This is a genomic window from Flavobacterium humidisoli, from assembly GCF_023272795.1.
Taxonomy (GTDB): Bacteria; Bacteroidota; Bacteroidia; order Flavobacteriales; family Flavobacteriaceae; genus Flavobacterium; species Flavobacterium humidisoli.
On record NZ_CP096829.1, the window covers coordinates 76144 to 89441 of the forward strand.

Annotated in this window: 13 protein-coding genes; 7 read left to right on the top strand and 6 right to left on the bottom strand. The window is 34.3% G+C overall.

The window, feature by feature from the left end; translation table 11 throughout:
* Positions 1 to 10: 10 nt before the first annotated feature.
* Positions 11 to 520 (top strand): MepB family protein, encoded by a 510-nt coding sequence (locus M0M44_RS00400; protein WP_248728024.1) that lies wholly within the window; start codon positions 11 to 13, stop codon positions 518 to 520.
* 46 nt (positions 521 to 566) lie between these two features.
* Here the strand turns inward: M0M44_RS00400 and M0M44_RS00405 are convergent, their stop codons facing one another.
* The 3 genes from M0M44_RS00405 to M0M44_RS00415 all read right to left on the bottom strand — a co-directional run bounded on the left by M0M44_RS00405 (position 567) and on the right by M0M44_RS00415 (position 5589).
* The gene (locus tag M0M44_RS00405) at positions 567 to 3998 is read right to left on the bottom strand and encodes a T9SS type A sorting domain-containing protein (protein ID WP_248728025.1); all 3432 of its coding nucleotides are present in this window, start codon (positions 3996 to 3998) and stop codon (positions 567 to 569) included.
* Between the two features lie 310 nt (positions 3999 to 4308).
* Positions 4309 to 5061 carry an SDR family NAD(P)-dependent oxidoreductase gene (locus tag M0M44_RS00410; RefSeq protein ID WP_248728026.1) on the bottom strand — a complete coding sequence of 251 codons (753 nt, stop codon included), beginning with the start codon at positions 5059 to 5061 and terminating at the stop codon, positions 4309 to 4311.
* A 153-nt stretch (positions 5062 to 5214) separates the two neighbouring features.
* Entirely contained in the window at positions 5215 to 5589 is a 375-nt protein-coding gene (locus M0M44_RS00415; RefSeq protein ID WP_248728027.1) for a hypothetical protein, read from the bottom strand.
* Between the two features lie 145 nt (positions 5590 to 5734).
* On the opposite strand from M0M44_RS00415, the gene M0M44_RS00420 reads away from it, so the two are divergent.
* The 3 genes from M0M44_RS00420 to M0M44_RS00430 all read left to right on the top strand — a co-directional run bounded on the left by M0M44_RS00420 (position 5735) and on the right by M0M44_RS00430 (position 7088).
* Entirely contained in the window at positions 5735 to 5944 is a 210-nt protein-coding gene (locus M0M44_RS00420; protein WP_248728028.1) for a hypothetical protein, read from the top strand.
* A 42-nt stretch (positions 5945 to 5986) separates the two neighbouring features.
* Positions 5987 to 6553, top strand: coding sequence for a pseudouridine synthase (locus M0M44_RS00425; RefSeq protein ID WP_248728029.1), 567 nt, complete (start codon positions 5987 to 5989; stop codon positions 6551 to 6553).
* A 76-nt stretch (positions 6554 to 6629) separates the two neighbouring features.
* Positions 6630 to 7088, top strand: a complete 459-nt coding sequence (locus M0M44_RS00430; RefSeq protein ID WP_248728030.1) for a tRNA (cytidine(34)-2'-O)-methyltransferase — start codon at positions 6630 to 6632, stop codon at positions 7086 to 7088.
* A gap of 135 nt (positions 7089 to 7223) precedes the next feature.
* Here M0M44_RS00430 and M0M44_RS00435 read toward each other — a convergent pair whose 3' ends face one another.
* From M0M44_RS00435 to M0M44_RS00445, 3 genes are all read right to left on the bottom strand, one after another.
* The gene (locus M0M44_RS00435; RefSeq protein ID WP_248728031.1) at positions 7224 to 8000 is read right to left on the bottom strand and encodes an ABC transporter ATP-binding protein; all 777 of its coding nucleotides are present in this window, start codon (positions 7998 to 8000) and stop codon (positions 7224 to 7226) included.
* Positions 8001 to 8084: 84 nt separating this feature from the next.
* Entirely contained in the window at positions 8085 to 9113 is a 1029-nt protein-coding gene (locus tag M0M44_RS00440; protein ID WP_420842751.1) for an iron chelate uptake ABC transporter family permease subunit, read from the bottom strand.
* Between the two features lies 1 nt (position 9114).
* Complete coding sequence (locus M0M44_RS00445) at positions 9115 to 10257, bottom strand: ABC transporter substrate-binding protein (RefSeq protein ID WP_248728032.1); 1143 nt, start codon at positions 10255 to 10257, stop codon at positions 9115 to 9117.
* 94 nt (positions 10258 to 10351) lie between these two features.
* On the opposite strand from M0M44_RS00445, the gene M0M44_RS00450 reads away from it, so the two are divergent.
* From M0M44_RS00450 to cobT, 3 genes are all read left to right on the top strand, one after another.
* Positions 10352 to 10714 carry a C1orf53 family protein gene (locus M0M44_RS00450; RefSeq protein WP_248728033.1) on the top strand — a complete coding sequence of 121 codons (363 nt, stop codon included), beginning with the start codon at positions 10352 to 10354 and terminating at the stop codon, positions 10712 to 10714.
* 86 nt (positions 10715 to 10800) lie between these two features.
* Entirely contained in the window at positions 10801 to 11307 is a 507-nt protein-coding gene (gene cobU / locus M0M44_RS00455) for a bifunctional adenosylcobinamide kinase/adenosylcobinamide-phosphate guanylyltransferase (RefSeq protein ID WP_248728034.1), read from the top strand.
* A gap of 159 nt (positions 11308 to 11466) precedes the next feature.
* The gene (gene cobT / locus M0M44_RS00460) at positions 11467 to 13146 is read left to right on the top strand and encodes a nicotinate-nucleotide--dimethylbenzimidazole phosphoribosyltransferase (RefSeq protein WP_248728035.1); all 1680 of its coding nucleotides are present in this window, start codon (positions 11467 to 11469) and stop codon (positions 13144 to 13146) included.
* Positions 13147 to 13298: the final 152 nt, after the last annotated feature.

Below are 13298 nucleotides of genomic sequence, written 5' to 3' on the forward strand. Positions count from 1 at the left end.
ATTGAATTTTATGGATTTTACTGCCGCTTCACCAGATTTATTATTAAGCAAAGAAACTGTTTTTGACAAAGCTGCATTACAGCCAACTTCTTTGCAAAAAGAACTTGAAAGCGAAGAATATAGTGCTTATCGTTTCGTGCTGAATAATAAAAACATTTGCTACAGAGAAGCTAAAATTACCCCAACCAAAACAGGACAGTTTGTTACTTTATGGAAACGAAATCAATCTGGAATCATCGAACCTTTCGACGATTCAGATGCTATTGATTTTGTAATTGTCAATGTTAGAAAAGATCAAAATTGGGGACAATTTATTTTTCCGAAGAAAACGCTACTTGAAAAAGGTGTTTTTTCTACCCAAAATAAAGAAGGAATTAGAGCTACAAGAGTTTACCCGCCTTGGGATGAAACCACGAGTAAACAAGCACAGAAAACTCAGAAATGGCAGTTAGATTATTTCTATCTCTTTACCAATCAAGATAAAATCGATTTAAACGAAATCAGAAAAATATTTGCATAAAAAAGGCAGTCTTAAAAAGACTGCCTTCTGTTTCTATTAAAATTGCTTATTTCTTGATGATTTTATCTTTAAAAATTACTTTATTATTTTCTGTAACCGTATAAAAATAAACTCCAGAAACTAGATTGCCAACAGCAACTACCGCCGTGCTAACTTCAGATTCGTTTTTAACGCTGATTGGGTTTCCAATTGCGCGGCCATTAAAATCGTATAGTTTAATTTTTAAATCTCTTCCTAAAGTTGTTTTGATATCAAAATTCAAAACATCTGTTGCAGGATTTGGATATGCTTTTACGAAATATTTATTTTTTCCAAAATCAGGTGTAGAAAGCACATCTTTTTTCAATTCGAAACGAGCAATTACTGGTCCGTGATCTGAAGTTGTTGTCGTATAATTTGCAATATCATTTCTTGGATCATAAACTGCAATTGAATTGGCTATATAATCTTCATTCAATTCGTTTGAAATTAAAATATGGTCTAAAAACCCTTGCGAACTCAAGAAGCTATAAGCTCCAGCTTGACTAATATCCCATGTTAAAGCATTATAATTAGTAGTATCATCTACAAATTTCTTATAAGAAGAAGCTATATTTGCATTTCCAACCCACGCTTTTACATCATCATTAAAATCCCCAAGAAGAATTAAATTTGCATCTGGATATTCAGCATCTAATGCATCTTTTAGATAATCAATATCATACTTACGCTGATTGTATTTTGAAATATCAGTTCCGCTGTTTGCACGTGCGTGAAGATCAATCAAGTTAATTTCTTTTTTAACTCCGCCAATATTAGCTTCAACCTGAACTAAATAAGGAAGACGTCCTGATGAGAAAAAACTATCATCATTTTCTTGTGGAGTTTCTGTTCCTGGATAGCCTGGTAAAACTACTGTGTTAAAACGAACTTGATCGTATAAATCTTTAAACAATACTTTTGTGCTTTTTACAGTAGTTGTTTGTGTATTATAAATTACTACCAATTTTTGAGGCGGGAAATAGGGATCTAAAGCTTGGAATGAATAAGACCAAGAAGTTGAAATTGTTTTATCAAATGTTTTTCCGTTAACGCTAATTTTTTGAATTAAAGCATCTAGTGCTGGTTCATCCGAAACTTCTTGAACTACATAAACATCCGCATTTAATTTGTTCATTACTTTGGCTACGTTTTCTATTTGTAACGCATCATTTGTTGGTCCAAATTCCTTACCTGATTTATCTCTAACATCAGTTCCAAAAAACTCTAAATTATAAGATACTACATCGTAAGTATCTGCTTTTAATATAGAAGTTCCCGTAAATGAGCCTATTTTCTTGCTTAGAGATGTTCCTGTAACAGTTAAATCACCAGAAATAGTTGGTTCTTTTGTCGTTGGAGCAAATCTCGCGTAAACTGTTTTTCCTGTTAATGCATCTGCAGAAGGAACAACAATGATCGATGAAAATGAAATATTATCTAATGACAATTCGTAAGAAGCAGGAGCTTCAATACTGATATCTCCATAGCCTGCTGCTGCAAAAACAAAAGTTTGACTAGCAGAAACCGAATTTGGACTTACATCTGCAAAATCTAAACGCGGATTAGAATCCACATATTTTGATTCATCAATAATAGCGAAATCATCAAAAGACCACTCTGCAGCATTATCATTTCCACCAGAAGCGGTTTCGTAAACCCAAGCCAAATAGGTGTGATCTGTTTTATAAGCAGATAAATTTATATATTCAGATTTCACATAACTTCCTGTATCTTGTGGAAATCTTCCGTTTATCGGCGTCCATATTGCGGTATTTGGGTCGCTAACTCCATCATAATTGGTTGAAACCATTAATTTTAAAGTTGGCCCATCATAAAATTGACGAGAATAAAAAGATAATAATGGAATTTGGCTAAAACTATCTAGACGTAATCTTGGAGAAATTAACCAATCTTTACTTGGACCGCTATCTGAAAATCCGTTCATAAGTACTGCTCCAGTTCCAGAATTAACATTTCTTGACTGCGTTGTATGCGACCATTGATTTAGAGGTCCAGCCTCATTATATTGTGACCATTTGCTGTTTACAAAAACATTTGGATCGTCAAAATTTTGCACGTAAGGATTAACTCCTAAAGCAGTCAAATTAACTGTTTTAGTTATGCCTCCCGTTGTTTCATGAATTATTGTACCTGTAAAGCTTCCAACAGAAGTTGGGGTGAATTTTACATAAACTGTTGGTGCTGCATTAGAATCAAAATCGGTTGGAACAAAAGTTAAAGATGATGAAAATGTTGCATTATCTTTTGAAACAGTAAAACTTCCTGACGCAGTAACGACTACATTTGCAGTAAGATCTGAAGCCCCTATCTGGTAACTTTTGATTAAAGAATCAAAATTTGGTTCGGTACCACCTAAATTTAATACAGCAACAGATGGAGATATAGCAGGAGGCATAACACTTAAAGTTGTCACATCTAATTTATTAACCAATGCCTGAACATTTCCAACAACATCTTCTGAGATAGAAAAAACAGAATACGCTGTACTTAAAGGCAATCCTGTAAAACTTTTTACATATTCCAGATCAGAATTTGTTACATCAAAAACTCCTGATTGTAAAGCTGCGGCTCCATTTGCGTCCTGCCCTGCTTTTATTTGTGCAACTGTTGGTTCTGCACTACCCGCTGGAAGTAAAACATAGTACGTTTTTCCAACTTCATCTATTTTATTAATAAAATCGAAACTTTCACCTAAAATATTGGCAGCTTTTGGATATCCAGAAACATCTGTTGGAGCATAAATATCTTTTTCGATTTTTATATCATTAATTGCAAAAGATGGACGTGCCCCACTTCCTGAAACTTGTCTTGAAATCCAACGTATTTGCACTACAGGCTGATTATCACATTCTGCAGGTAAAGTAATTTTTCTTAGTTGGGGATTTTGTGGAAGAATTACATTTGTACCAGTTTGGTTTGCAGTATTATTTCGGTATGCAGTACCTAAAAGTGAAATAAAATTCCCCGTAGTCCCAACTCTATATTGCAAAATCACCTCATTAATTCTCGTGTTTGTGGCATCATAGGGATTTCTAATTGTCATAACATTATACACAACTTGTACATTTGTCGTTCCTACACTTGAGAAGGCAAAACCAATTGTTAGATTGACATTATTTGTATTTAAAAATCCTAGTTTTCCAACATAATTATAAAAACCTCCTGAATTAGTATTCGCTCCTTTACCAGTAAGTATAGTATTATAATCTGTAAAAGTTGGAGAAGTTAAGTATTGAGTTATTCCAGGATCATTAGTTCCTAAAGTCCAACCCTGAAATCCAGCAGGAAACTGTGCATTGGTGGCTTGCCATGTATCAAGTTTTTGATTGACAGGCAATGCTTGTGGCGCTGGCATTGTCTGGGCAAAAAGGTCTCCAGAAATGCAACTAAAAAAACATAAAAGAGCCAAAAGGCGCGAAAAGTAAAGTTTTTTCATACGTTAAAGAATAGAGTTTTTAGAGTTCAAATTTATCTTCTTTAAAATTAAGCTAATGTTACAAAACTATAAACTTAATGTTTACTTATTTATTAATATAATTCAATAAAACTTAACACAAACTTAAAGATAATAAAATAAAATCAATAAAAAAGACCTAACACAAAACATTATTCAAAATAAAAGATATATCAAAAACCGTCAAAAACTCCCATCTTTCCTACAAATACAGCCTATTTTAAACAAAAAAAGCAGTAAACTTTCGCTTACTGCATTTTTCAATTGTCCTGTTATTTACTCTAAAAAATAATTAGACTGCTGTATAACCACCATCGGCTATAATATAACTTCCTGTTGTGAAAGAAGATTTTTCAGAACTTAAAAAAGTTACCAATTCGGCAATTTCCTCTGCTGTTCCTAAACGATTCATTGCAGATTTTGCCGCAACGGCCTGCATCATTTCTTTATTCAAATTGTCTTTTAAAAGTGCTGTTTCAATGTAACCTGGCCCAACAGCATTACATCGAATATTTTTTTGCGCATATTCTACTGCTATATTCTTTGTCAATCCGACCACTGCATGTTTAGAAGCAGTGTAGGCCGGACTAAGCGGAGCAGCAACTTGCCCATGGATTGAAGCGATATTAACAATGCTTCCTCCTCCGTTTTTCTCCATTTGTTCTAATTGGTAACGACAGGCATAAAAAACGCCATTTAAATTTAATCCTATAACCTTATCCCAAGCCTCGGGATCATATTCTCCTGTTGGTTTGGCTGGTCCACCCATTCCAGCGTTATTACATGCAATGTCCAAACGGCCGTATTTTGAAACGGTCACCTCAACCATGTGTTTATTGTCAGTTGCACTCGACGAATCTCCTTTTACGAAAAAAGCTTCACCGCCCTTTTCCTTTATAATTTTTACGGTTTCTTCGCCGTGCTCTACATTTATATCAGATACTACTACTTTTGCTCCTTCTCGAGCGTATGCTTCTGCAACTGCGCGTCCAATTCCTGAACCGCCTCCAGATACAAATGCAACTTTGTTTTCTAAAAGTGACATATTCTTAAGATTTAAATTTGTACCTCTAATTTACGAAGATATACACCGATACTCAAGGTTTGAAAAGAGTTTACAATAACATTAACGCAAACCGCTAATCTTATGTTATTTGACATAAAATTGATTAGATTTTACTTAAAATTTTGTATTGTCTTATTCCTCTTCATCCAATTTCATATTACCTCGGTCTTTATGGCTTTCTGGATCTGAATTTGGATATCGGTTAGGTGTGATATCAGAATTTCGGTCTTTATTCTCAACTGTTTTCTTTGCTTCCTCCTCTGTTTCCACTCCACGATTTGCATTTGGATTATCTAGATCTGTTTGATGAATTGCTTTCTTAATATCCTCATTTTCATTTCGGGCGCGATCTACGATTTTTTTATCTCCATCGGCATCGGTAACCAATTCTTTATTCAGTTTTGCATCTTTTAATTCTTTATCGTGCGAAACGTTTTTTCCTTTAGATTCATCAATATCCTTTTGCGTTCCGTTTATTTTTTTCGTTCCTAAATTATTCGTTTCCATAACAATATCATTTTTAGATTTAAATTATAATATTACGAATTCTTGCTCCCAAAAAATTATGACTTAAGATTGCATTTCTTTTATAATTGCCATCTGCTTTTTTATTTATTACCTTTATTAAAAGCAACTTAACAACCTAATCATTATGAATTTCTTCAAAATCAAAACCAGCTGGTCCAATTCCGAATTTATCTTGATCAAACTCTGCATGGCTTCTGCTTACATTTTAATCGGAACTTATTTTCATGATTTTTTCGAAAGCTATTATCCTCTCTTAATTGTCATTTTTACAGTTACGGTAATTTGGTTTGTATATCAATGGCTGAAAAAAATGAAATCTGAAAAACAGTTATAAGATTTAGTCTAAGAAAGAAACTATCTTTGCAAAAAATTAAAAATGCACCGACACTTTATTCTTTTTAAACCTTACGGTTATTTAAGCCAATTTATTTATGAATTAAAAAGAAAGAAAAAGCTTTTGGGCGAATTGCATGATTTCCCCGAAGGAACAATGGCAATTGGAAGATTGGACGAAGATTCTGAAGGTTTGCTTTTATTAACAACCGACGGAATGGTGAGCGAATTGGTCAGAAGCAAAAAAGTCGACAAAGAATATTATGTCCAAGTTGATGGTGTGATTACTCCTGAAGCTATCGAACAATTGCAAAAAGGTGTCGAAATTGGCTTAGATGGCGGAAAATATAAAACAAAACCTTGCACCGCCTTTATCGTCACAGAAATTCCTGATTTTGGACCAAGAGCCAAAAAAATTAGAGACGAACGCCATGGCCCGACTTCTTGGGCTTCTATTACTGTAAATGAAGGAAAGTTTCGTCAGGTTCGAAAAATGACTGCCGCAGTTGGTTTTCCAACGCTTCGTCTCGTTCGCGTTCGAATAGGAAACGTATATTTGCAAAACCTAAAAGCAGGAGAAGTGCTCGAGGTTGATCAATTTGACAATTAGAGAATGTGGCAATTTAATAATTAGATAATTTTAGAAAAACTCATAAATCATAACTTATAATCCATAACTCAAAAAAATGTTAAACGTAGTTCTTGTAGAACCAGAAATACCAAATAATACTGGAAATATCGGCAGATTATGTGTTGGCACAGAAAGCCGTCTTCATTTAATTCACCCTTTCGGATTTGTGATTAATGATAAAAACCTAAAACGTTCAGGATTGGATTATTGGGTTCATCTTCATGTTACCGAATATCAGAACGTAGAAGAATGGATTGCACAAATTCCAAATCATTCTCGTGTATTTTTAATGAGTTCGCATTCTGATAAATCCTATTTAGAAAATGAATTTCAAGATGGAGACTGGCTGGTTTTCGGAAAAGAAAGTGTTGGTTTGAGCAAAGAATTTATGGCAAGATTCGAAAATCATTTAACGATTCCGATGTCACCGCTTATTCGCAGTTTTAATATTGCTAATTCGGTTGCTTTTGTGGTTGGTGAAGCAAAGAGACAAATTGGATTGAAAAAGGTTTAATTGTTTATTTGTTTAATTGAACAAAATAATTTTCCTATGAAAACAGGACTTTTAGCCCTGATGGAAGCGGCATCCTTTTGTGGCGGTGTTCGCCACAAAAGATATAGCGAACAGCAGGATTAGCTCCTCAAAAAACTAACTCACAATAAACTTCCCTTTTTCAGCATCAAAAATAATATGTTCGTCTTTGAACAAATTGCTGAAACTTCCGTCTGAAATTAAATTACAAGGTTGGTCTTGCACTATATTTTCTGGTGTCATCATAATCATTTCGTCGCTTAACTGGATCGCAAGATCAATATCATGTGTCGAAAACAAAATACATTTTTGAGTTTCCTGTGTAAGCTTTTTTAATAATTTGAATAATGAAACTTTATGAAGCAAATCAAGATGAGTTGTTGGTTCGTCCAGAATAATTAATGGCGTATCTTGAGCCAAAGCTCGTGCAATTAAGACTTTTTGCAATTGCCCATCACTGATTTGAAAATGTTTTTTTGAAGCCAAATGTTCGATTTGAGTCAAACTCATTGCTTCATGAACTTTTATAATATCTTCTTCAGATAATTTATCAACCCAATTGGTATAAGGTTGGCGCCCTAAAGCAACCAATTCAAAGACAGACAAATTACTTGGCGGTAATTTTTCGGTCAAAACTAAACTGAGATTTTGTGCCAGTTCTAATGGCTGATAATCTGAAATCTTTTTTTCATTCAAATAAACATTTCCAGACAATGGCTTTTGGATTCCAGTAATCGTTCGAAGTAAAGTCGACTTCCCTATTCCGTTTGCTCCTATTAAAGTAATGAGTTTTCCAGAAGCTAAGTTTAAATTTAAATTTTCAGCAATAGTCGTAACGCCTTTCTTGGATTTGTATCCAATATTTAGGTTAGAAGTCGATAGAATGTTTTTCATTTTTTAAAGGTTCTAAGTTGCTGAGATCCTAAGATTCTAAGTTTTTTTAGATTGAAGAAATCTTTTTAATCTGTGGCAAAAAAATTACTTAAAATTTCTTTTTCTAACTAAAAGCCAAATGACAACCGGCGCGCCAATTATAGACGTGACTGCATTAATTGGAAGCGTTACATCAAAGCCCGGCATTTGAGAAACGATATCACAAAACAACATTATGATAGATCCGAAAAAGAGAGTACTCCAAAATAAAATAGTATGATTACTAGTCTGAAAAGTCAGTTTTGCAATGTGTGGCACTGCTAAGCCCACAAAAGCAATCGGCCCTGCAAATGCTGTAATCGCGCCAGACAAAATACTCGTTGCAAAAATGATGATTAATCGGGCTTGCTTAAAGTTTAATCCCATACTCTTAGCATAATTTTCTCCAAGAAGCAAAGCATTTAAAGGTTTAATGCTTTTGGCGCTTAAAAGCAATCCTATTCCAACGCAAACGGTTAAAATTACAATTGTTGTCCACGAAAGGTTCCCCAGATTTCCCATTGACCAAAAAGTAAATTTCTGAAGCTGTTCTGCAGTACTAAAATAAGTTAAGACACTTACGATTGCGGTTGTAAAACTTCCGAACATTAAACCTACAATCAAGATTGCCATTGTATCTCGTAATCGTTGCGAAACAACTAAAACTAAAAAAAGAACCAACGTGCTTCCTAAAGTAGATGCTAAAACAATTCCGTATTGAGACAATGCTACTACACTTAGAAAAGAAGGCAGAAATCCCGCTCCTAAAATGACAAAAGCCACACCAAGGCTAGCACCAGAACTTAGTCCTAAAACATAAGGTCCTGCAAGTGGATTTCGGAACAAAGTCTGCATCAAAAGTCCGCTTATTGAAAGTCCAGTTCCGACTAAAACTGCCGTAATCGCTTTTGGCAAACGATAATTAATGATAATATATTCCCAAGTTGATTTTGCAGCATGACCACCCGTTAAACTTGCAAAAACATCTTTTAACGGAATTGTAACCGATCCAAAACTAATGCTTGCAAAAAACATTAATAAAAGACCTAAAGCCAAAACGACAAATAAAATGGTATTTCTTTTTTTATTCGCCAATTTAATTCAGTTTTGATGCAAAAGTAAATTCGTAGCTCGCCAATAAATCAGGATGAAAAATCTTAATGTAATCTTTTAGAACCAAATCTGGACGGCTTGGCGCTAATTCGTAATAAACCGTTCCGCCAGTCGCTCCCAATTTACCTTCAAAATTATAAACACTTTTGTTTTTAAAAGCATCAAATTCAGCATAATGCGGATTTGCTTTTTGCAATTCATCTAAACTTTTAAAAGATCCAGAAGCAATCCAAACATTAGCATTTTTTCCTTTGTCCAAAACTTTTTCAAAAGACAAACCTTCGCTTCCAGTTCCTTTTAAATCAGCCCATAAATAATTAGCTTTTGCATCTTTCATAAACTCTGCTACCCAACTATTTCCTTTGGCAACATACCAAACATCTTCGTACATAGAACCGTATAGCACTTTTGAAGTTGCTGGTTTATCGCTAACTAATTTTTTCGCCTGATTGTAGCTTTCTACAATTTTATCAAACAATTCTTTTGCTTTTTCTTCCTTTCCGAATAAAGCGCCATAAAGTTTAATCCATTCTGCTTTTCCTAGTGGAGATTGTTCCATCCAATCACCTTGAATCAAAACATTTAAACCGCTTTTCTTAAGATTATCCAGCATCGGATTATTGTTATCTACACCAAACGTAACAATCAAATCTGGGGACAATTCTATTAATTGTTCGATGTTCAGTTTCTCATTCTGTCCAACGTTTTTTACAGAACCTTTGTCAATTAATGCTCTAGTTTTTTCCGAAGAAATGTAATCTGTATGTGGAAATCCGACCAATTTATTCTCAACTTCTAACATTTCTAAAAAAGGAATATTGGTAGTTGAAGTTACAACAACGCTTTCTAGAGGAACTTTTATAGCAATATATTTATTTAAACTATCTGGAATTTGTACGTCTTTTTCTTTTAAAATGTAAGTAAATTTCGTCTTAGCATTTGGCCACGGATTGCTCACATTTACAATTGAATAGCCTTCGTTTTTCACAATCGAAAGTCCAGAAGCAAATTCGATACTTTCTTTGGCAGTAGTAGATTTTACAACATCTTGCGCTTCATTCTTTTTACACCCGATTAGGATAAGTAGTACAAAAACGACTGGTAATTTATGGAAAAAATATTTCATATTTTATGTTTTGTGTAGCCACAAAGGTAAATTAATTTCTATTTTTTTTGTTTACCTTTATTCGTACAAATTTAAACAAATAGCCTTTTATTTGATGAATGTACCAAAAACAAAAATCTGCTCCAGTTGTGAAACCGCTTTTTCATGCGGAGACACTTCACCCGAAAATAAGTGCTGGTGTAATAATTATCCGCCTATTTTCAATCTTTCCGACGCAGGCGATTGCCTTTGTCCTGTGTGCTTTAAGGAAGCCTGCGAGGATAAAATTGATGCTTATGTCGAAACCGTAACTCCAAAAAAGGCTCTTAATAATAAGGCTATGCTACTGCCAAAAAATGACAATTTAATTGAAGGAATAGACTATTATATCGAAAATGGCAATTACGTTTTTAAAGCTTGGTTTCACTTAAAAAGAGGTACTTGCTGCGGAAACAACTGTCGACATTGCCCTTATTAAGAGTTATAAATTATGAGTTATGAATGAATAGCTCGCGATTAAATTTATAAATTGCCAAACAAAACTCATAACTTATACCAATAAAAATGATTTACTTAATAACTGGCGGCGAGCGTTCCGGAAAAAGCGGGTATGCTCAGAAACTAGCTTTAGAACTTTCCGACTCTCCTTTATATGTAGCAACTGCTCGAAAGTGGGATGCAGATTTTCAAAACCGAATTGATCGTCATCAGCAGGAAAGAGACGAACATTGGACTAATATTGAAAAAGAAAAATACTTAAGTGAAATTGATTTCTCTGGAAAAACGGCCTTAATTGATTGTGTAACGCTTTGGCTGACTAATTTTTTTATCGACACTAAAAATGATGTGGAGCTAAGTTTAGAAGAAGCTAAAAAAGAATTTCTGGCCATTGCCAAACATGAAAATGCCAATATCATTATTGTAACAAACGAAATCGGAATGGGCGTTCATGCAGAAACTCACATAGGGAGGAAATTTGTTGAACTTCAAGGCTGGATGAATCAATTTCTCGCCGCTAATTCTGATCAAGTTGTGCTCATGGTTTCTGGAATTCCAGTTAAAATCAAGTAAAAAATGCCAACTTAGAAATTCCAAATTCCAATAAATCGGAACTAAATTCAAAGTTTTAAATTCTAAATTCCAAAGCTTAGCCAAGTTTTGGAATTTGGAATTTTCTTTTTTGGTGCTTAACGCTTGGAATTTGGAATTTAAAAATTGTAATTTTATAACATGAGTAATTTAGACAATATATTAAAATCCAGACGAGACACACGACATTTTACAACCGATGAAGTTCCAGACGAAGTAATCCAGAAAGCTTTACAAGCTGGGCATTGGGCGCCTTCTGTCGGATTGACCGATGCTACTAGATATTTTCTGATTAAGTCAGAAGAGGTTAAAACGTCTATTAAAAAACTCTTTTTAGATTACAATAAAAAAGCCGAAGAACTAACCGACAATCCTGAACAGAAAGAACTATACAGATCACTAAAACTCGAAGCAATCGAAGAAGCGCCAATCGGGCTTGTTATTGCTTATGACCGTTCGGTTCTCAATCAGTTTACAATTGGAACAATTGGCAGTAATGAAGCCGTAAAATTCAGTTCGGTTTGTGCTGCGCAAAACATTTGGCTTTCGCTGACAGAGCAAGGTTACGGAATGGGTTGGGTCTCGATTCTCAATTATTATCAGTTTAAAAAAATCCTTGATTTACCCGAAAATATAGAACCTCTGGGATATTTCTGCATCGGAAAACCAGCCACCAATTACAACAATCAGCCCATGCTGCAACAATTGCATTGGAAACAAAAATCGGAAGCGCCTATCTGTACTGAAATCAAAGAAATTCATCAAATAAATGTTCCAGATTTTGATTGGAAATCAGAAAACGAAATACAAAACAAATCCGATTTCAATACTCTTTTACAAGAAAAAATAGATTCAAAAACAAAACCTGTTGGTTCTTTAGGAACGTTAGAATCTTTAGCCTTTCAAATGGCAACGGTTTTTGAAACTTTAAATCCAAAAATTACAAAACCAAATATTGTCGTTTTTGCAGGAGACCACGGAATTGCAAATCATGGCGTAAGTGATTATCCGCAAGATGTTACACGACAAATGGTCAATAATTTTCTGGATGGCGGTGCCGCTATAAATGTTTTTTGCAATCAGAATAATATCGAATTGTCAATTGTAGATTCGGGCGTTAATTATGATTTTCCAACCAATGCAAAATTAATCGATGCAAAAATTGCAAAAGGAACACAGTCTTTTCTGCATGTTCCCGCAATGAGTGAATCTGAAGTCCAATTGTGTTTTGAAAAAGGAAAATCGATTGTCGAAAATATTGCAAAATCGGGTTCAAACTGTATTGGTTTTGGTGAAATGGGAATTGGAAACACATCAACCGCTTCTATTTTAATGAGTCTTTTAACCGGTTTTCCTATTCAAGAATGTATCGGAAAAGGAACTGGAGTTGAAAACGAAAAACTGCTTCAAAAACAAAATCTACTCAAAAAAGCATTAGACAATTATTCCGGTCAAGCCGAATTAATGTCACAGCTTTCCTATTTCGGCGGTTTTGAGATTCTTCAGATGGCTGGCGGAATGCTGACTGCTTTTGAAAATAAAATGCTAATCTTGGTTGACGGTTTTATTTGCACTGTTGCGTATTTAATTGCTTTTAAAATAAATCCAAACATCAAACAAAATGCTGTTTTTTGCCATTGCTCTGCTGAAAAAGCACATTCAGAATTACTAAATTACTTAGAAGCAAAACCTATTTTAAATCTCGATTTACGTCTGGGAGAAGGAACTGGATGTGCTGTCGCTTTCCCTATTTTAAAATCGGCTGAAGCTTTTTTAAATGAAATGGCTAGTTTTGAAAGCGCGGGGATAAGTAGGAAATAGTAATTATTTTAATTTCTAAAAATAATTATGTTTCATTATGATTTATTCTCATTTTTGTCATTTCGACGAAGGAGAAATCTCCGTTAGAAGCTCCACAAAGTTAAGCCTCTTTTAGAATGGAATTACTTGCGAAGATTTCTACTTCGTTGAAA